The sequence below is a fragment of the Alcanivorax sp. UBA3183 genome (assembly GCF_002364155.1).
GTDB lineage: Bacteria > Pseudomonadota > Gammaproteobacteria > Pseudomonadales > Alcanivoracaceae > Alcanivorax > Alcanivorax jadensis.
Genome location: NZ_DEXN01000026.1, coordinates 24,940 through 43,117, shown reverse-complemented (window position 1 = coordinate 43,117; position 18,178 = coordinate 24,940). Strand labels below are relative to the sequence as shown.

Below are 18,178 nucleotides of genomic sequence, written 5' to 3'. Positions count from 1 at the left end.
CAGTTCGCCTTAGGCTCAGTGCACCCTGCGTCCTGGAATACGGCGGGTTTTTACGAATAGAAGAAGTCCTGGTCTGATGCTTCGCCATCACGGATTCAGGCCGGGATTCTTCTCCAGATTCAGCAAGAAATTCGCGATCAACCGGTTGGCCCAGCTTCGTGGCCGCAAGCCTTCAAAGTAGGCGCAGTGACTTCCCCTGCGGGTAATCACCAGCAGGGTGCGAGGCAGTTCGCGCACCAGCGATTCGTATTCGCGCACATTGCCGATCACACACACCGGATCGTCTTCCGCGTTCAGCACCAGCAAAGGGATGCTGATTCGCTTCATGACCATCATGGGATTGCTGGCTTCCAGAAAATCGGCGTGGCTATGGTAACCGGCCATTTCATGGAGGTTGGCATGGAACGCATGCAGGTCCGGGGCGCTGGCACAGGCGTCATAGCTTTGCAGTTTTCTGAATGCCTCGGCATTGGCGGTGACAAAGGTGCGCGCCAGTTTGCGGGCCATCATGCGGTTGTAGGGTTGCCGGGCACGGCGGAAGGCCACCTCAATGTTGTAGCCGGGGCAATAGGCCATGGCGCCGCGAAACGGGGCGCTTTCTCCTTCTTCACCCAGGTAGCGGACCAGTAGCCCGGAACCCGCCGAAATGCCAACGGCGTACAAAGGAGACTGCGGATAGCGTTGCTGGATGGCGGCGATCTGTTCGCGCAAGTCATCGGTGTCGCCCATGGTGTTGATGCGCGGTGCAGTCAATGGCAGATCGCCGTGGCCGCGCCGGGTGCAGACTACCACCCGCCAGCCCGTTTGCTGATGCAGATCCCTTACCAACTCGCGCATGCTTTTCGGTGAACCGGTAATGGTATGCAGGACCAGCAAGGTGGGGGTGTCGGTGGGGGTATCCAGGCCGACCCAATCCAGCGAGGTGGTGCCGCCGTCGCGCATGGTGAGAATATCGGTGTGGGAATAATCCAGTGCCGGAGAAAAGGCTTTTTTCAGCCCGAGCACTATCAGCTGCAGATGTGTATTGAACAGCCAGGGTGTGGGGAAAAACCGTTGCGACAGCTGCGGCAGTCGAGCCAGCATATTCCGGTTAAAGCCGGTATCGCGGTAGACAAGCTGCGGTTTGCGCGCGGCGGTTTTCAGGTAATACGCCACCGCAAGGCTGGCCAGCAGAACGACAATAAAGAGAGTCACGGGGCGGCGCTCCATGCGATGGGAAGTGACGGTGTCCAGGTTGCGGAATGGTCCATTCAGTGTATCCAGCCATGGCCATATCCGCTAATCACGGTCGAAGCGCCGCTCCCACATTGGATCAGGCGCTTGCGTCGTGAAAGGTGTCGCTATTTCAGAGTTTCCAGCATGGCCGCCATGCGGGTACGCACCACCTCAATGGCTTTGTAGGGACGGATCATCACCTTGAAGTCCAGAATTTTTCCGTCTGCGTCCCACTGGATCATGTCCACCCCGTTGACGGCGATGCCGTCCAGTTCCAGGGCGAACTCCAGCACCGAATGCTCGCCGTCATGCACTTCACGCACGTAACGGAAGCTGTCGTTCAGCAGTACGTGCAGGGCCGCGGTCAGATAGGCGGTGGTCAGTACCTTGCCGGCTTGCGGGGTATGTACCAGCGGAGAGTGGAACACGGCTTCGTCGGCAATCAGATCACTGAGTAATTGCGGATCGCGGGTTTTCACCACTGCGTGCCAGGCATCAATATTCGCCATGGGTTATCTCCTTCAGGCTGCATTCAGTGCGCGGCGGGCCTGCTCGTATTCGTCTGCCAGCCGGGCGATGGCGTCGCCGGCACCCTGGATAGCGTCCACTGCCCCGATGCCCTGGCCGCAGCCCCAGATATCTTTCCAGGCTTTCTTGTCGGAATCGCCGCCGGAACCGAAGTTCATCGCAGACGGGTCGCTTTCCGGCAGGTCGTTGGGGTCCATGCCCGCGTTGATGATGGAGGGTGCCAGGTAGTTACCATGCACTCCGGTGAACAGGTTGCTGTAGACGATATCGTCCGCACGACTGTCCACGATCATCTGCTTGTAGCCCTGGGCCGCATTGGCTTCTTCGGTGGCAATGAACATGGAGCCGATATAAGCCAGGTCGGCACCCATGGCCTGGGCGGCCAGCACGCTGCGACCATTGGCGATGGACCCGGACAGGGCCAGCGGGCCATCAAACCAGGTGCGCAGTTCCTGAATCAGGGCAAAGGGGGACTGGGTGCCGGCATGGCCACCGGCGCCAGCGGCGACCGCGATGAGGCCGTCGGCCCCTTTTTCGACGGCCTTGCGACCGAAGCGATCGTTGATCACATCGTGCATCACCAGGCCGCCCCAACCGTGCACTGCCTGGTTCACTTCCACGCGGGCGCCCAGTGAGGTGATCACCATCGGCACCTTGTACTTCTCACACAGCTCCAGATCTTTCTCCAGGCGGTCGTTGGAGCGATGCACGATCTGGTTGACCGCAAAGGGGGCCGCGGGTTGGTCAGGGTGATCCCGGTCCCAGGCGGCTAGCTCCTCGGTAATGCGGTGCAGCCACTCGTCCAGTTGCGATAAAGGACGGGCATTCAGGGAAGGGAAGGAGCCGATGATGCCGGCCTTGCACTGGGCCAGCACCAGATCCGGGTTGGAAATAATGAACAGGGGTGAGCCCATCACGGGCAGGCGCAGGCGGTCAGCAATGGAAGCGGGCAGGGACATGATGGGTCCTCCAATAATTGATTTACCCTGTAAAATTTACACTGTATAAGTTAAAGGTCAAGTCTTGCCGGCCCAGGCCGCTGAGCGAATCGGTCAATGCTCCAGGGTAGGGGGATTAACGCGCATACCCGCATACAAGGTGCGCATGATTTTCTCGCGCAGGGTGTCACCATCCATGCCGCGCAGGCCGCTGGCCAGCTCCAGCACCACGATGCCGTGCAGGGTGGCCCAGAACATATAGCCGATCAGCTGGGCGTCCCCTTCCAGCAGCCCGGCGTCAATCATTTCGCGCACGTAGGCCACCATGGTTTCCTGGGCACGGAGATTGGCCTGACGCAGCTCCGGGTAACGCTCTTCGTCGGGTTGGGTGAACGAGAAAATCAGCTGATAGGCCGCCGGGTAGGTCTTGGCAAAGGCCACATAGGCATCGCCCACCGCCCGGGCCTTGGCGCGGGCATCCGGGGCCTGCTGCACCGCCTTTTCCAGGTTGGCGGAAAAGCGGTGGAAGGCTTCTGCGCGCACGGTGGCAAGGATCTCGTCCTTGTCCTGGAAATAGCGGTAGGGAGTCATCGGGCTGACCCCGAGGGTGCTGGCGATCTGACGCATGGTCACATTCTGCGGCCCCCGCTCGATAAACAGCCGGGTGGCCACATCACAGACCTTGTCGCGGAAAGCGGCAATTTCTTCGTCGGTTTTGGGCTTCTTCGCCAAGCTGGAGCTCCGGGGCGGGGATTTGGGCTTACAGTGTAAACGAAGTCAGCCTTGCAGCCGAAACCGGCACATAAATTGAATGAGCCTGGTAACTCCGGAATGCGATATAAGGTGTCTCGTGCCTCTACCTCCCGATTTTATGCAGGCCCGCGTGGATGCGGTAAAGAACCGTCTGGATGTGCCGGTATGTAGTCTCTACCAGGCGGATGAGATCCGGGAAATTCTGGTGATAGTTGCCACCAGTGGCCTCAACCAGAAAGCGCGGGGCGCCACGCTGTCGTTCCAGCAGGGGCTTACCGGCAAGGTGGCCCGCAGTCGAGGGCCGGTGGTGGCCCGTGACATCAAGGCACACGATGAATATCACTATGTGCCCGGCTCCGGTGAGGAACGTTTTCAGAGCTATCTGGGTATTCCCCTGGAACAAGACGGTCGGCTTTACGGGGTGTTGGTGGTGCAGACGGAAGCGAAGAAGACTTTTTTCCTGAAGGATATCCGCGAGCTGCATAGTGCCGGCAAGGATCTGCTGGAGGCATTGAAACTGGCCGTCCGGCAGGCCTCCTGATGACGCCATTGTGATGATCCATGCGCCCTTTCCTTGGGCTGACTGTCCTCTGTGGTTATGATGCGATGGTCTTGGGAGGGGGTGGCTGTGAGTCGAATCTTGATTGTGGACGATGAACCACGCATCGCGGAGCCATTGATGTTTGCGCTGGAGCGCGAACATTTCGCGGTGGACCATGTGCTGCTTGGTCAGGAAGCGCTGGATTGTCTGGTCACTCAGGTCTTTGATCTGGTGGTGCTGGACGTGGGCCTGCCAGACCTGAACGGCTTCGAGGTGCTCAAGCAATTGCGGCAAACCAGCCAGGTACCGGTATTGTTTCTCACCGCCCGTCAGGATGAAGTGGATCGTATCCTCGGCCTGGAACTGGGCGGCGATGATTACGTGATCAAGCCTTTCAGCCCTCGCGAAGTGGTGGCACGTATCCGTGCCATCCTTAAGCGGCTTTCCCCGCGCGCCGATGATAGTTCTACCAGTCTGTGGCAACTGGATGAGGCCGCAGCGAGGATCCTGTTCCGGGGTGCTGCGCTGATGTTGACCCGTTCCGAATTTCGTATTCTTTCCGCCCTGCTGAAACACCCCGGGCAGGTATTCACCCGCGCGCAGTTACTGGATATCTGCGACAGCGATGAAGACAGCTTCGAGCGCAGTGTGGATACCCATATCAAGACCCTGCGCGCGAAATTACGGCCGCTGGACGGCGAGAGTCTTATCGCCACCCGTCGCGGTATCGGCTACTACCTTGAGAGTTAAAAACAGATGAAACTCGGGCAGCGCTTACTGGTGTTCTACTTCCTGATTCTCGGGCTGGTGGGCTGGTTCGTGCTGGATCTGGTGTTCGGCCAGGCCAAGCCGCTGGTGCGCCAGTCCGCCGAAGAAACCCTGGTGGACGCGGCCAACCTGCTGGCGGAAATCGTTGCTGAGGATGCGGATAACGGCGAGATCGTGATTACCCCGTCCCTGCGCCAGGCACTCAATCGTTATGCCGGCCGTACCCCGGATGCGGATATCTGGGGTCTGAAAAAAGATCGCATTCATACCCATATCTATATCACAGGCCCCACCGGTGTGGTGCTGTTCGACTCCAGAGGAAAAGATGAAGGCGAGGATTTTTCCCGCTGGAACGATGTGCACCTGACCCTGCAGGGGCGCTACGGAGCGCGCACCACCCGCACGGACCCTGAGGACCCATCCACCTCGGTGATGTATGTGGCCGCGCCGATCCGCGATGGCGGCAGCCTGGTCGGCGTGATCAGCCTGGGCAAACCGGGCCGGGCCATCGAGCCTTTTGTGCAGCAGGCAGAGCGTCATCTGATGCTGTATGGCGGTCTGGCCCTGTTCGGCTGTCTGGTGGTAGGTGTGCTGCTGGCCTGGTGGCTAAGCCGTCGGGTCAATCGCTTGCGCCGTTATGCGGAGGCGGTGGCCAACAACGAACGCCCGGCGCCGCCAGTGTTTCGGGGTAGCGATGAAATCCGTGATCTGGCGCATGCGGTTACCGCCATGCGGCGTCGCCTGGAAGAGCGGGCGCGATTGGAAGATAACGTGAGCCTGCTGACCCATGAAATGAAAAGCCCGCTGGCGGCCATTCGCGGTGCCGGGGAAATTCTCCACGATGAAATCAGCGACCCGTCACTGACGCGTTTCACCGATAACGTGATCCATGAAAGTCAGCGGCTTTGTGATCTACTCGATCGGTTGTTGGCCATGGCCAGGCTGGAAAAACTGGAAAGCCTGCCGGCCCGCAAGCGTCGCGTCAATATCGCCACGCTGGTGGAAGAGTGGCGGCGCAGCCGCTATGGGTTGTTAGCGGACAAACATCTGCACGTCAGTGTCAACGACGGCACTCTGCAAGCGGAAGAGGAAACGCTGACGTTAGCGTTGTTCAACCTGCTGGACAACGCCCTGCGTTTTGCCAATGCGGAAACCACACTCACAGTACACGTTGAAGGCAACGCCCTGACCGTGGAAAACATCGGCCCGGCCATCCCCGACTACGCCCTGGACCGCGTTACCGAACGCTTTTACTCCCTGCCCGCCCCAGGCCACGACAAAAGCTCCGGCCTGGGCCTGGCCATGGTGAACGAAATCGCCAGCCTGCACGGCGGCAGTCTGGCACTGGCCAACACCGACAACGGCGTCCGCTCCACCCTGACCATCCCCCAACAAGAGCACTAACCTCCTCTAGGGGCTTGCTTGCAAGCGAACCACTTTGATCGCAGAGAACACCCGATTCGTCTGCAAGTAGACTCCTACAGGGGATATTCGTAGGAGCGGCGCTTGAGCCGCGAACCGCGCTTGTGCGGAAATCGCCCGCAGGACGATCAGGCGCTTTTATCGCTCGACAGCTCTTCACAGAATAGACGGGCACCTGCTTGGCGCTTCCATTGCATTCTATTTGGCCCCTCAAGAGGGGCTCCTACGGCCAGGTCTGGATTTGATTCTCTTTGTGGCTCGCAGTTTGAAGCTTGTAGCTATCTTCCCCCACACAATCCCCACAAAACCCCCAAGCTGACTTCGCACACTGGCCTCTCCATATGAGGGAGAGGAACCATGCGACCCAACCTGTTATTGAAGATGCTCACCATTGCCGGCCTGCTCCTGGTGCTGGTGATCCCCCTGTTGATGATCCAGGACAAGGTTATCGACCGCAGCCAGGAAGCCTGGCAGGTAAAACAACAAATCGCCCGGCAGGTCAGTGGCGAGCAGCAGATCAGTGGCCCGGTGATTGTGACCCAGCGGGTTCGCAAACAACTGGTGGAGAAGGCGGACTGTCGTCGCGGCGACAGCTGTACCGTGGTGGAAAAACGCACCGTACTGGAAAGCCAGATTCCCGATGTGCTGAATGTGGATGGCCAGCTACAGACGCAGATGCGTTACCGGGGCATCTACGGAACGCCGGTCTATCGCAGCCTGTTACATCTGGAAGCGGTGTTTCCGGCCAATTGGCAGAAAATCAAACAGCCGGAGCAAGTCTTGGCGTCGCGGCCATCGTTGCTGGTGCTGCAGATCAGTGATCTGCGTGGTCTGGTGGAGCGTCCGCAAATTCTGGTTAACGATGTGCCTCTGCCGTTGGTGGAAACCGAACAGTTGCCGTCGGGGCTGGGCGCGAACGCGGTGGCAGTGCAATTGCCCGATGAACTGGCCGGTGCCTTTACCGTCAAGGTGCGCCTGAACCTGAACGGTACGGAATCCTTGGCTGCCTTGCCGCTGGCCAAGGAAACCCGCATCGGCTTGCGCGCAGACTGGCCGCATCCCAGCTTCGAAGGGCTGGTATTACCGGTAGAAAGAGAGATCAATGCGGACGGCTTCACCAGCCAGTGGCGCACCAACAGCCTGGCAGCGGCCAGTGCCATTCTCTGTGCCCGGGGTGACGGTGCCTGCGGTGATGCCAGTCAGGCACTCCGGGTAAGACTGGTGCAGCCGGTAACCGGTTTGCTGTCGAGCGAGCGGGCCTTGAAGTACAGCTACCTGATTGTCGGGCTGACGTTTGCTGCCTTTTTCCTGTTCGAAATATTGCGCCGCTACCCGTTACACGCCATGCAGTACCTGTTGGTGGGGCTGGCGCTGGCCATGTTCTATCTGTTGCTGGTGGCGTTAAGCGAGCATATTGATTTTGCCCTGGCCTACCTGGTGGCGGCGCTATCCTGCTGTGCCCTGATCGGCGTCTACCTGATGGCCGTACTGCGATCACCGAAAGCAGGCTGGATCTTTGCCATCAGTTTGCTGCTGGTGCAGGGCCTGATCTACGGCATCCTGATGGCGGAAGACTATGCCCTGTTACTCGGTGCCCTGTTGCTGTTTGCTGCCCTGACCCTGGTTATGGTTGTTACCCGAAACCTTGACTGGTATGCCTTTGCCGTCCCCGGCAAGGCCATGGCGAAAGCAAAAAGCGACCAGGATGATCGGCATGAGCAGTAGCCGCATTGCACGCTTACTGCGTGCCAGCCGACGTTTCCCCGCTATTCGTCGCGGCTTGCTGGAACGGGCTCTGCGCCTGTCCCAGCAGGCCTTGGCCAGTAATGTTGAGGACAGGGATGCGTTGTTGTGGCTGGGCCTTATCTGGTGGCAGCTGGGCGCACGCAGACGCGGCAGGGAAATGCTGAAAGCACTCAATCACTCTAAATGTTGTGGTTTGCATAGGCCTGTTGGGCCCTTTTGATAACGAGAAATCCATTAATCAACGCCGATCCAAAGGCAATCTTGTGAATATTGCGGTTTTTTTACAATTGGGTTGCTACTTAACGCGGACCAAGGGAGTCCATGAACGGGCTCAGGATGGCCTTGGTTCACTTATATTAATCAGGGAGAAAGTCATGAATAAGAAAATTTCAGTGTTTGCGATTGCCGCGCTTGCCGGTGCCATCAGCCAGACTGCCATGGCTGAAGTGCCTTCTTTCAATTACGTGCAGTTCGACTATGTTCTATCCGGTGACTCGGAAGTTAGCCGTGGAGGATTGTCGGACTCATTAGACCTTCAGCAGGGTTTTGGGCTGCAAGGCGGTTTTGAAGTGGGTGATTATGTCATGGTCCTGGGGCGGCATCTGTCGCTGGACTATGACGATGATCAGGGCGCCGGTCTTACCGGTGTTGAGAATACTGCGCTAAATGACATGACATTTATTGGCGTGGGCGCACATTTTCCGCTTGCCGATGTGGTGGATCTCTATGGCGCAGTAGGCTTTAGTCGCCCCACTCTGACAAGTTTTGCAGGCGAAGGGTTCGGCTTTGAAGTGGGTGCTCGGGCCAACTTTGATATGGTGACAGCATCCCTTTGGTACAATATGGGCGATACCGATACTGATGCTAGCGTGGGACCGGGTAGTGTTGATATTGATCCGGAATTGCTAGGTCTGGATGTGGCTATTGCATTTGCACCGGATGCGCCTGAACTGGTGCTGGGTTATGTGGATGCGAGTCACGAAGCCGAGGTTGGCAATACCAAGGTTGACGTGGATTACGATCACTTCTCCATTGGTGTAAGGAAATCCTTCTGATCATCCTGACCCGGGATCCGCTTTCGGATCCCGTTTTTCTTCTTACTCCAGGAAAAATACTTCTATCTTTATCATTCAACGGATAATTTTATTTCACCAGTTTAGTGATCGAGTGTCTTTTTGGTTTTAAAAAAGAGGCCGCGCTCCATCCAGGAACGCGGCCTCTTTGTTTTCAGTGCCAGCAGGGACCATTCCGCGAACTACTAACTCTTAACTGCCTGTCCCGTACGCCTGCAAAAACAAACTCACCACCTGTTCCGCATGGGGCTGAGCTTCGCTGGCAGTCATCGGCGGCTGATAGCCGATCATCACCCGCATGTGCTGGCAGCCCTGCAACAGGGCAAAGAAGTTTTCCGATGCCTGCTTGGGGTCACTGACGTCAAGCTGACCGGAGGCATTGGCGCTGCGGATCAGATTTTCCATGGCGGTGAGGGTGCGTAGCGGGCCCGCCTCGAAAAACAACCGGGACATTTCCGGGTCCTGGGTAGCCTGACTGTTCATCAGCCGTTGCAGCGCCACGACATCCGGGCTGTGGATCAGCTCGAGAAAAGCCAGGCCGATCTTGGTGAGGGTAGTGCGTAGAGGCTGGTTTTCGTCCAGCTCAAAGATCGGCACCGGCAGCATATTCTGGCATTTCGCTTCGATAGCCGCGGAAAATAACGTTTCCTTGTCGCTGAAATGGCTATAAACCGTCAGTTTGGAGACTTGGGCCTCCTTGGCCACCGCATCCATGCTTGTGCCGGCAAACCCCTGGGAAACAAAGAGTTTCTTGGCGGAATTCAGAATGGCAGCACGCTTGGCTGGATCCTTGGGGCGGCCACGGGCGGCAGGGGCTGAGGTGTCTGTCATCTCGGTCATATTTCAATACTGGACGGTTCAGTTTAATAAAATTACTATACCGGACAGTATAGCATACTGGAAAGGTCGCCGTCGGTGGCTTTCGAGGTATACACGGGTTAGCAAGGCTAGAGGGTAGCTGCCATGTTTCGTTCATTGTTGATATCGGGGCTGATTGTCGGAGCCGTGGGGGCTCTCGGCCTGCAGGGTTGCTCCGATGCAGAGTCAGGGAAAACCGAAGCGCCGCGTCCGGCGCTGGTGGTCCAGCCGCTGACCGCCGGGGCCAGTCAGGATGTTTTCCCCGGCGAAGTCCGCGCCCGCTACGAGCCGGAGCTGGGCTTTCGTATTGCCGGCAAGATCAGCCAGCGCAAGGTGGATGTGGGCGATCGCGTCAGCAAGGGCGATGTGCTGGCCACCCTCGATACCGATGATGTGAACCTGCAGCTGGATGCGGCCCGTGCCCGTTTTGCCTCCGCCCAGGCGGACCACAAGCTGGCCCGCACCGAGCTGGATCGCCATCAGGCGCTGCTGGAACGCCAGGTCATCAGCCGCTCCCAGTACGACGCGGTAGAGAGTCGTTTCGATGCAGCCCAGGCTCAGTTGCGCCAGGCCCGCGCCAACCTGAATGTGGCCCGCAACCAGACTGACTACGCCACCTTGCAAGCGCCCCAGGATGGGGTGATCGCCCAGCGCCGGGCGGAAGCCGGCCAGGTGGTCGCTGCCGGGCAGCCAGTGTTTGTGCTGGCGGTCGATGGAGACCGGGAAGTGCGTATCGACCTGCCGGAGCAGGACGTAGGTCGTTTCGTGATCGGCATGCCGGTGGCTATCGAGCTGTGGTCACGCAAGGGCAAGGTGTTCCCCGGCACCCTGCGGGAGCTGTCCCCGTCGGCGGACCCGCGTTCGCGGACCTTTGAAGCCCGGGTGGCCTTCGACAACGATGATGTGGGCGCAGACCTGGGCCAGTCGGCACGGGTGGTGGCAAGTGGTGTTGCCGGTAATGGCGTGCTCACCCTCCCCCTGCCGGCCGTCACTGCGGAAGGGGACCAGCGCTATGTGTGGGTGGTGAATCCCGATGACACCTCGCTGGTGAAAACCCCCGTGGAAACCGGCCCCTATAGCGCGGAAACCGTACCGGTACTGTCCGGCTTGTCGGCGGATGCCTGGGTGGTAGCGGCAGGCACCCATCTGTTGCGTGAAGGGCAAACGGTGATCCCCGTGGATCGCCAGAACCGACAGATCGAGCTGGCGAGTGCTGACTCGGCTGGCCCGGAAACGGATGTCGACGCCGAGACCGAGAGCGAATAGGGGAGTACCACCATGTCATTCAATCTCTCGGAATGGGCGCTGAAGAACCGCGCTCTGGTGCTCTACGCCATGCTTCTTCTCGGCGTCATGGGAGCGATCTCCTATGCCAGCCTGGGGCAGAGCGAAGACCCGCCGTTCACCTTCAAGCTGATGACCATCAATACCCAGTGGCCCGGCGCCAGCGCTGAAGAAGTCTCCCGGCAGATCACTGAGCGTATCGAAAAGAAGTTGATGGAAACCGGTGACTTCGAGCGCATCACGTCCTACTCCCGCCCGGGTGAGTCGCTGGTCATGTTTATGGCTCGTGACGAAATGCGCTCCAAGGAGATCAAGGACCTGTGGTACCAGGTGCGCAAGAAGGTGGGTGATATTCGCCATACCCTGCCCCAGGATGCGCGCGGGCCTTTCTTTAACGACGAATTCGGCACCACCTTCGGCAATATTTACGCCCTCACCGGCCCGGGTTTCGACTACGCCATCATGAAAGACTACGCCGACCGCCTGCAGCTGGCCCTGCAGCGGGTGGACGATGTGGGCAAGGTGGAGCTGGTCGGCCTGCAGGACGAAAAGATCTGGGTGGAAATTTCCAACACCAAGCTGGCGTCCCTGGGCATTCCCCTGGTCACCGTGCAGCAGGCGTTGCAGTCGCAGAATGCGGTGGCCGACGCGGGTTTCTTTGAAACCCCAAGCAGTCGGGTGCGCCTGCGGGTGTCTGGAGAATTCACCAGCGTGGAAGACATTCGTCACTTCCCCATCCAGGTGGACAACCGCACCATCAAACTGGGTGATATTGCCTCCGTTTATCGTGGTTTCAGCGATCCGCCCCAGCCGCGCATGCGATTCATGGGCGAGAATGCCATTGGTATTGCCGTGTCCATGAAAGAAGGCGGCGACATACTCGCCCTCGGCGAAAATCTGGACCAGGCTTTCCGGGAACTACAGCTATCGTTGCCGCTGGGTATGGAGCTTCGCAAGGTCTCCGACCAGCCGGCGGCGGTGGAAGCCGGCGTCGGTGAATTTGTTCAGGTACTGATAGAAGCGTTGGTGATCGTGCTGCTGGTGAGTTTTTTCTCGCTGGGGTGGCGTACCGGCATGGTAGTGGCCCTGTCCATCCCGCTGGTGTTGGCCATGACGTTCGTGTCGATGAAGTATTTCGACATCGGCCTGCACAAGATTTCTCTGGGCGCGTTGGTGTTGGCGCTGGGCCTGATGGTGGATGACGCCATCATCGCCGTGGAAATGATGGCGATTAAAATGGAGCAGGGCTTCAGCCGTATCAAGGCCGCTGGTTTTGCCTGGAAAAGTACCGCCTTTCCCATGCTCACCGGCACCCTGATTACCGCTGCCGGCTTTCTGCCTATTGCCACCGCACAATCCAGCACCGGGGAATACACCCGCTCGATTTTTCAGGTGGTGACCATTGCGCTGCTGGCTTCCTGGATTACGGCGGTGGTATTTGTGCCCTATCTGGGTGAGAAGCTGCTGCCGAACCTGGCGAAACGCGATGCCAGTGGCGACGTGCACGACCCTTATCAGAAACCCTTCTACCAGCGCTTTCGTAACGTGGTGGAGTGGTGCGTGCGCTACCGCAAAACCGTTATCGGTCTGACCGTGGGGATCTTCGTGTTTTCCCTACTGTTGTTCAGCCTGGTGCCCCAGCAATTCTTCCCGTCGTCCAGTCGGCTGGAACTGATGGTAGACATGAAGCTGGAGGAGGGTGCCTCGCTCACCGCCACCCAGGAGCAAGCCCTTCGTCTGGAAGCCATGCTTGCTGAGAATGAGTTGATAGAAAACTACGTGGGTTACATGGGCAGTGGTTCCCCCCGTTATTACCTGTCCCTGGACCAGAAACTGCCGGCGGCTTCGGTGGCCCAGTTCGTTATTCTGACGCGCAATATCGAGGAACGGGAACAGGTGATGGATTGGTTGGAAGAGATCCTTAACCGGGATTTCCCCATGGTCCGTACCCGTGTGGCGCGGCTGGAAAACGGCCCGCCGGTGGGCTATCCATTGCAGTTCCGGGTCTCCGGGGAGCACATTCCCCAGGTTCGTGAACTGGCCCGGCGGGTGGCAGAGCATGTGCGCGATAATCCTCACACCCAGAACGTGCATCTGGATTGGGAAGAGCCCAGCAAGGTGGTGCGCCTGAACGTGGACCAGAATCGTGCACGAACGCTGGGCATCACGACTGCAGAGCTCTCCACTGCCCTGCAGGCTTCCCTGTCGGGTGTGGCAGTGAGTCAGTACCGGGAAGATAACGAGCTGATCAATGTGGAAGTGCGCGGCGACAGCCACGAACGCCATGCCCTGGGACTGCTCGGCAACCTGGCGGTACAGACCGACAGCGGCCGCAGCGTACCGCTGAACCAGATTGCCACCCTGGAGTACGGTTTCGAGGAAGGCATTATCTGGCATCGCGACCGTCTCCCGACGGTGACCATTCTCGCCGACGTGAAGGACGATGCCCTGCCGGCCACCCTGGTCAGCCAGATCATGCCGCAACTGGAAGGGGTACGTGCCGATCTGCCACCGGGCTACCTGCTGGAAGTGGGCGGCACCGTGGAGGAATCCGCTCGCGGGCAGAAATCAGTGAATGCCGGTATGCCGTTATTCATCCTTGTGGTGATCACTTTGCTGATGCTGCAACTGCGCAGCATGCCGTTATCGCTAATGGTGTTTATCACCGCACCGCTGGGGTTGATCGGGGTGACCTTCTTCCTGCTGATTTTCCAGAAGCCGTTCGGTTTTGTGGCCATGCTCGGCACCATTGCGTTGGCTGGCATGATCATGCGCAATGCGGTGATTCTGGTGGACCAGATTGGCCAGGATATGGACCAGGGGCTCAGCACCTGGGATGCCATCATCGAATCCACCGTGCGCCGTTTCCGTCCCATCGTACTCACCGCCCTGACCGCTGTACTGGCCATGATCCCGCTGTCACGCAGCGTTTTCTTCGGCCCCATGGCGGTAGCCATCATGGGCGGCTTGATCGTGGCAACGGCATTGACCCTGCTGTTTCTGCCTGCACTCTATGCCGCCTGGTTCCGCGTCAAGGAAGAACACGCCCCCGCTACACACAACGAACGCTGATGAAATGCCGGTTATCACCGGCTTCCCCTTGCCCCGGTACTGCCGGGGCTTTTTTTTGGAAAAAACACTGCTGTAGGAGCGTTGCTCGCGGTGCCATATAAGACCAGGATCAAAAGCGTTTCCACCACAGAGGGCACAGAGTTCACAGAGGAAAGGCAGGTTTTTCTCTGTGAACTCTGTGCCTGTTTTTTCAGGTTTCGGGGTTATGCACTTCGCTCCCATCTTGGCGGTTGCTCCGCTCGCTCCTACATAAATCAGTGAGCGCGCGGCGATACCTCGATAGTCAGAGCCTCACTCCGAGCCTGATGCGACGCCCGTACACAGCGCAGGCTGAATAGTCCTTCCCGGTCAAATCGCCATGGCAAGGTTACCGTCGTGCCCGGCTCGCTCAGGCGGGTGTTGGGGTAATCCTTGCGCAGATCCGGCATCAACTTGTGGATCAGATCCTGGTCGCGAAGAGCTGTGTCATCTCCCAAAGCAAACAGGTGCCAATCATCACTGAGGTTTGTCAGGCGTAACCGCACACTGTGTTGATGCGGGATATCCAGGTGGGCTGGCGTCCAGGAATTGTAAAAACTCGCCGCCAGGATGGGTAAATCCACTGGCTTTCGCAGTGCCGTGCCTGCTGCCATGGGTATCTCGTCTGGCAGAAAGCCATGGGCCCCGCTACCCTGCGGTAAAGACAGCGTGCCGGCCAGCAGCACAACAATAGGATATTTCAGTCGGTCAGGCATGGCATCGTGTATGAAGTGGAGGGATCTCTGTGAGAACAAGAATACGTGTTTTGCTGATGGCTTGCCTGTGCGTGTGGGTAGCGTCTGCTAGTGCCGCACCACTCACTGTGGCGGTAAAGGCCTCGCCCCCATTCAGTTTTCAGAATGGTGATCGCTGGGATGGTGTCAGCGTCGAGCTGTGGGAACAGATCGCAGAGCAGGCCGGTTATGAATACCGCTTTCGCCCCTACAAGACAGTAGCCGACATGATCGAAGCGGTGGAACTGGGTCAGGCGGATGTGGCCATCGGTGCCATCAGCGTCACCGGCGACCGGGAGCGGCGGCTGGATTTCACCCAGCCCATGTATCGGGGCGGGCTCGGCATCGCCACCCGTACGGAAGCCAGTGGCTGGATGACCACCCTGCGCGGGCTGTTTTCCTGGAAATTCTTATCTGCTGTGCTGGCGCTCGGGCTGGTGTTGTTGCTGGTGGGATTTCTGGTGTGGTTGTTCGAACGCAAGAAAAACCCGGAACAGTTTGGCGGTTCCGCAGGCCAGGGCATTGGCAGTGGTTTCTGGTGGTCGGCGGTAACCATGACCACGGTAGGTTATGGCGACAAGGCACCGGTGAGTACAGCCGGGCGGGCTATCGGTCTGGTGTGGATGTTTGTCAGCATCATTACCATTTCCGGTTTTACGGCTGCCATTGCGTCCAGTGTTACGGTCAATCAGTTGCAGACCCGGGTAGCGGGTGCTGGCGACTTGCCCAGAGTGGAAACGGCCGTGGTGGACGCCACCAGCGGTGAGCAATGGCTGGTGGGTGAAGGGCTAAGCTACCGCAGCTATCCAAATCTGGAAAAGGCTATGCGTGCGGTAGTGCTCGGTGAAGTGGATGCTCTGGTCGCTGATGCCCCGGTGATGCGCTACATGCTGCGCGAGCGAGATACTTCCCAGGTGCTGGTGTTACCCAAACTGGTCCGAGAGGAAAGCTATGCGTTCGCAGTGGCCAATGGCAGCCAACTGCGTGAGCCCATCGACCAGGCCATGCTCGATATCCTGCCTTCCCAGGAATGGCGGTTGGTGCTGAACCGTTACCTTGGTGCCGACCAGTAGTCCTCCCCGTCTTCCCGAGCCTTCAGGCGTCGCTGTCATCCCGAAACAGCGGCGCCAGACTGGCCAGCTCCTCTTCCAGATTCCAGTGCATTTCCCGCGCGGTCACATGCAGCAGTATTAGTGCATTGATTGGCGCATCGGACTGGCGTTTACCGCGCAAACGTTTGGTAAAGCAGCGATTCAATTCATTGAGGGCCGCATAACGGGCGTTGAGATCGGCCAGTGAAGTGCCACTCTGCTGGCGCTGGCTCAAATGCTGTTGCAGCAGGTACAGGCTGGCAGTGCGTACCAGGGTTTCAGTTTCGGTGCTGAGTGGCAGATGGAATCGGGCCATGGGGCGCAGGAAGCGTGTGTGTGGACAGTCGCTGAGACCGCAAATCAGACCAAACAGAGAACTGAGTGCCCGTTGTAGAGTGCTGGTCTGATTGTACTGCCGCTGTGGAGTCTCTACCTGCACGGAAACCGGCTGAAAAGAGTCACCCAGCGCAGACTCCGGCAGCAGAAAAGCCAGGTTGAGCGCGATGGGGCAATAGCGATGTGTCTCTTTGTCCAGGGGGCAGTGGCTGCACTGCTGGTAAGTCAGTTCTGCCCAGGCAGGGGGCGTGAAACTGTACGGGATGGAAACGGTGTCATCGACAAGTTCGATGGCAATGCGTTGTTGCTCGCCTTCAGGAGTGGTGAGGGTGTACACATAATCAGGCTGCATGAACTTTTTCAGACTGTTTCAGTGGCAGCTTGATAAAGAAAGCCGTACCCGTACCTGGGTGGCTTTCCACGGTCATGGCGCCGCCATGATGGCGAATGATGTCATGACAAATCGACAGCCCCAGCCCGGTTCCCTTGCCGATGGGTTTGGTGGTGTAGAAAGGCTCGAAGATCTGCTCCAGCGTCTCGCTGGCTATGCCGGGCCCGTCATCGGCCACCTTCAAGGTGCACCACTGATCGTCATAGTCCGCGGTAATGGTGATGGTGCCTTTGCCCTCTATAGCCTGTGCCGCATTCACGAACAGGTTCATGAAAACCTGTGAAAGCTGGCTTTCCGAGCCAGGAATCAATGGCAGGGTTTCCAGGTTGGTATGGGTGACATTGATACGGTTTTTCAGCTCGTGCTTGGCCAGATTCAGCGACGTGGCGATGCAGGTGGCAATGTTGGTAGGTGAAAAGAATTCCGGCTGATTGTGAGAGAAGTTTTTCAAGTCGCGGATGATCTGCTTGATGCGCTCAATGCCCTCGCTGGTTTCATCAATCAGCGCGGGGTGGTCTTCCAGAATAAAGCGAAGTTTCTTGTGATCAATTTTCAGTTTGGTCTCAGCCTGAAGAAACTGCTCGAATTTCTCTTCGCTGATGCGTTTCTGCAGACCGCTGATCACTTTCGACATGGCATCCATATATTCCCGAGAGCGATTCAGGTTGGATGACAGCATGGCAATCGGGTTGTTGATTTCATGAGCAATGCCCGCAGAGATAGTGCCCAGGGATGCCATTTTTTCAGAGTGCAGTAGCATGGTTTCCACATGGCTTAGTTTCTGGTCCTTCTCCTTGACCTCCTGGATCAGCTGATTGTTCTCTGTCTTGATATCGGTAATGTTCGTGCCGAAGTAAATGTAGCCATCGTCCTCATCCGAAATATAGGAAAGCGGGAACAGGAACATGTTCATCCAGTAAAGGCTGCCATCCGCGCGCTGATTGCAGACCTCGCCATTCCAGACACCGTTCTCCGCATGCTTGCACTGCATGATGGGGAGGCAGCTGTCATGGCCTTGTGGATGATTGATGCTTTCGTTTTTGCTGACCAGATGGGAAAAGGTATGGCCGCTGAGTGACAGGAACTTGCCATTGGCAAACGTGATGGTGCCCTGGCTGTCTGTGGTCAGCACACAGTATTCATCAATGATACGTGCCAGAGGCCCAAGCAAACTTTTGTTGAGCTTGTATTCGTCCGCATTGACCTCGATCAGATGCATTTTGCGCCCGAAACGGTTGTCTGTCAGGGAGGCGAACTCGGACAGCTTGGCTTCCACATTGATGGAAGTGCGATAGGTTTTATAGAGAAAGAAGATAATGATAAGGAGAATGACAGTGGAGGAGACCAGGAACAGTCCTTGTGCCTCCATGCCGAAACCGATATCGGTTTTGTTCATGATGCTTTCCATGG

Annotated in this window: 16 protein-coding genes; 8 read left to right on the top strand and 8 right to left on the bottom strand. The window is 58.0% G+C overall.

The annotated features are described in order from the left end of the window. Positions 1–87 precede the first annotated feature (87 nt). The 4 genes from B3Q33_RS10500 to B3Q33_RS10485 form a co-directional block, all read right to left on the bottom strand. Entirely contained in the window at positions 88–1,194 is a 1,107-nt protein-coding gene (locus B3Q33_RS10500) for a YheT family hydrolase (RefSeq protein ID WP_273010260.1), read from the bottom strand. Between the two features lie 146 nt (positions 1,195–1,340). Further along, the gene (locus B3Q33_RS10495) at positions 1,341–1,724 is read right to left on the bottom strand and encodes a nuclear transport factor 2 family protein (RefSeq protein WP_273010261.1); all 384 of its coding nucleotides are present in this window, start codon (positions 1,722–1,724) and stop codon (positions 1,341–1,343) included. Between the two features lie 12 nt (positions 1,725–1,736). Beyond that, a complete protein-coding gene (locus B3Q33_RS10490; RefSeq protein ID WP_035250597.1) occupies positions 1,737–2,702 on the bottom strand; it encodes an NAD(P)H-dependent flavin oxidoreductase in 966 nt (321 codons plus the stop codon). Between the two features lie 93 nt (positions 2,703–2,795). Next, positions 2,796–3,413 (bottom strand): TetR/AcrR family transcriptional regulator, encoded by a 618-nt coding sequence (locus tag B3Q33_RS10485; RefSeq protein WP_273010262.1) that lies wholly within the window; start codon positions 3,411–3,413, stop codon positions 2,796–2,798. Between the two features lie 118 nt (positions 3,414–3,531). Between B3Q33_RS10485 and B3Q33_RS10480 the strand changes: the two genes are divergently transcribed. The 5 genes from B3Q33_RS10480 (at position 3,532) to B3Q33_RS10460 (ending at position 8,966) form a co-directional block, all read left to right on the top strand. Continuing rightward, entirely contained in the window at positions 3,532–3,975 is a 444-nt protein-coding gene (locus tag B3Q33_RS10480; protein WP_273010263.1) for a GAF domain-containing protein, read from the top strand. An 87-nt stretch (positions 3,976–4,062) separates the two neighbouring features. Further along, positions 4,063–4,725 (top strand): two-component system response regulator CreB, encoded by a 663-nt coding sequence (creB, locus tag B3Q33_RS10475; RefSeq protein WP_272962231.1) that lies wholly within the window; start codon positions 4,063–4,065, stop codon positions 4,723–4,725. 6 nt (positions 4,726–4,731) lie between these two features. Beyond that, positions 4,732–6,147, top strand: a complete 1,416-nt coding sequence (gene creC / locus B3Q33_RS10470; RefSeq protein ID WP_273010264.1) for a two-component system sensor histidine kinase CreC — start codon at positions 4,732–4,734, stop codon at positions 6,145–6,147. A 375-nt stretch (positions 6,148–6,522) separates the two neighbouring features. Then, the gene (gene creD, locus B3Q33_RS10465) at positions 6,523–7,890 is read left to right on the top strand and encodes a cell envelope integrity protein CreD (protein WP_035250584.1); all 1,368 of its coding nucleotides are present in this window, start codon (positions 6,523–6,525) and stop codon (positions 7,888–7,890) included. 395 nt (positions 7,891–8,285) lie between these two features. After that, on the top strand, positions 8,286–8,966 hold the full coding sequence (locus B3Q33_RS10460; protein WP_272961656.1) for an outer membrane beta-barrel protein: 681 nt from the start codon (positions 8,286–8,288) through the stop codon (positions 8,964–8,966). A gap of 210 nt (positions 8,967–9,176) precedes the next feature. Here the strand turns inward: B3Q33_RS10460 and B3Q33_RS10455 are convergent, their stop codons facing one another. Further along, positions 9,177–9,824 (bottom strand): TetR/AcrR family transcriptional regulator, encoded by a 648-nt coding sequence (locus tag B3Q33_RS10455; RefSeq protein ID WP_035250578.1) that lies wholly within the window; start codon positions 9,822–9,824, stop codon positions 9,177–9,179. 123 nt (positions 9,825–9,947) lie between these two features. Between B3Q33_RS10455 and B3Q33_RS10450 the strand changes: the two genes are divergently transcribed. Continuing rightward, complete coding sequence (locus B3Q33_RS10450) at positions 9,948–11,108, top strand: efflux RND transporter periplasmic adaptor subunit (protein WP_035250576.1); 1,161 nt, start codon at positions 9,948–9,950, stop codon at positions 11,106–11,108. Positions 11,109–11,120: 12 nt separating this feature from the next. After that, the gene (locus B3Q33_RS10445; protein ID WP_273010266.1) at positions 11,121–14,198 is read left to right on the top strand and encodes an efflux RND transporter permease subunit; all 3,078 of its coding nucleotides are present in this window, start codon (positions 11,121–11,123) and stop codon (positions 14,196–14,198) included. Positions 14,199–14,452: 254 nt separating this feature from the next. On the opposite strand, the gene B3Q33_RS10440 is transcribed toward B3Q33_RS10445, so the two are convergent. Next, positions 14,453–14,830, bottom strand: a complete 378-nt coding sequence (locus B3Q33_RS10440; protein ID WP_286827515.1) for a hypothetical protein — start codon at positions 14,828–14,830, stop codon at positions 14,453–14,455. Between the two features lie 131 nt (positions 14,831–14,961). Here B3Q33_RS10440 and B3Q33_RS10435 point away from each other — a divergent pair, with 131 nt between their 5' ends. Next, on the top strand, positions 14,962–16,023 hold the full coding sequence (locus B3Q33_RS10435) for a transporter substrate-binding domain-containing protein (RefSeq protein ID WP_272961647.1): 1,062 nt from the start codon (positions 14,962–14,964) through the stop codon (positions 16,021–16,023). Between the two features lie 22 nt (positions 16,024–16,045). Here B3Q33_RS10435 and B3Q33_RS10430 read toward each other — a convergent pair whose 3' ends face one another. Together B3Q33_RS10430 and B3Q33_RS10425 are read right to left on the bottom strand one after the other, a co-directional pair. Beyond that, positions 16,046–16,729, bottom strand: a complete 684-nt coding sequence (locus tag B3Q33_RS10430) for a DUF6901 family protein (protein ID WP_272961646.1) — start codon at positions 16,727–16,729, stop codon at positions 16,046–16,048. Continuing rightward, positions 16,719–18,164, bottom strand: a complete 1,446-nt coding sequence (locus B3Q33_RS10425) for a PAS domain-containing sensor histidine kinase (RefSeq protein WP_232222154.1) — start codon at positions 18,162–18,164, stop codon at positions 16,719–16,721. Before B3Q33_RS10425 ends, B3Q33_RS10430 begins: the two co-directional genes overlap by 11 nt. Positions 18,165–18,178: the final 14 nt, after the last annotated feature.

What these genes read in the sequence shown, in the direction of transcription:
- B3Q33_RS10495 (WP_273010261.1), bottom strand. Translation starts at nt 1,724, where the DNA reads ATGGCGAATATTGATGCCTGGCACGCAGTGGTGAAAACCCGCGATCCG.
- B3Q33_RS10490 (WP_035250597.1), bottom strand. Translation starts at nt 2,702, where the DNA reads ATGTCCCTGCCCGCTTCCATTGCTGACCGCCTGCGCCTGCCCGTGATG.
- creC (WP_273010264.1), top strand. Translation starts at nt 4,732, where the DNA reads ATGAAACTCGGGCAGCGCTTACTGGTGTTCTACTTCCTGATTCTCGGG.
- creD (WP_035250584.1), top strand. Translation starts at nt 6,523, where the DNA reads ATGCGACCCAACCTGTTATTGAAGATGCTCACCATTGCCGGCCTGCTC.
- B3Q33_RS10460 (WP_272961656.1), top strand. Translation starts at nt 8,286, where the DNA reads ATGAATAAGAAAATTTCAGTGTTTGCGATTGCCGCGCTTGCCGGTGCC.
- B3Q33_RS10455 (WP_035250578.1), bottom strand. Translation starts at nt 9,824, where the DNA reads ATGACCGAGATGACAGACACCTCAGCCCCTGCCGCCCGTGGCCGCCCC.
- B3Q33_RS10450 (WP_035250576.1), top strand. Translation starts at nt 9,948, where the DNA reads ATGTTTCGTTCATTGTTGATATCGGGGCTGATTGTCGGAGCCGTGGGG.
- B3Q33_RS10445 (WP_273010266.1), top strand. Translation starts at nt 11,121, where the DNA reads ATGTCATTCAATCTCTCGGAATGGGCGCTGAAGAACCGCGCTCTGGTG.
- B3Q33_RS10440 (WP_286827515.1), bottom strand. Translation starts at nt 14,830, where the DNA reads ATGGCAGCAGGCACGGCACTGCGAAAGCCAGTGGATTTACCCATCCTG.
- B3Q33_RS10430 (WP_272961646.1), bottom strand. Translation starts at nt 16,729, where the DNA reads ATGCAGCCTGATTATGTGTACACCCTCACCACTCCTGAAGGCGAGCAA.
- B3Q33_RS10425 (WP_232222154.1), bottom strand. Translation starts at nt 18,164, where the DNA reads ATGAACAAAACCGATATCGGTTTCGGCATGGAGGCACAAGGACTGTTC.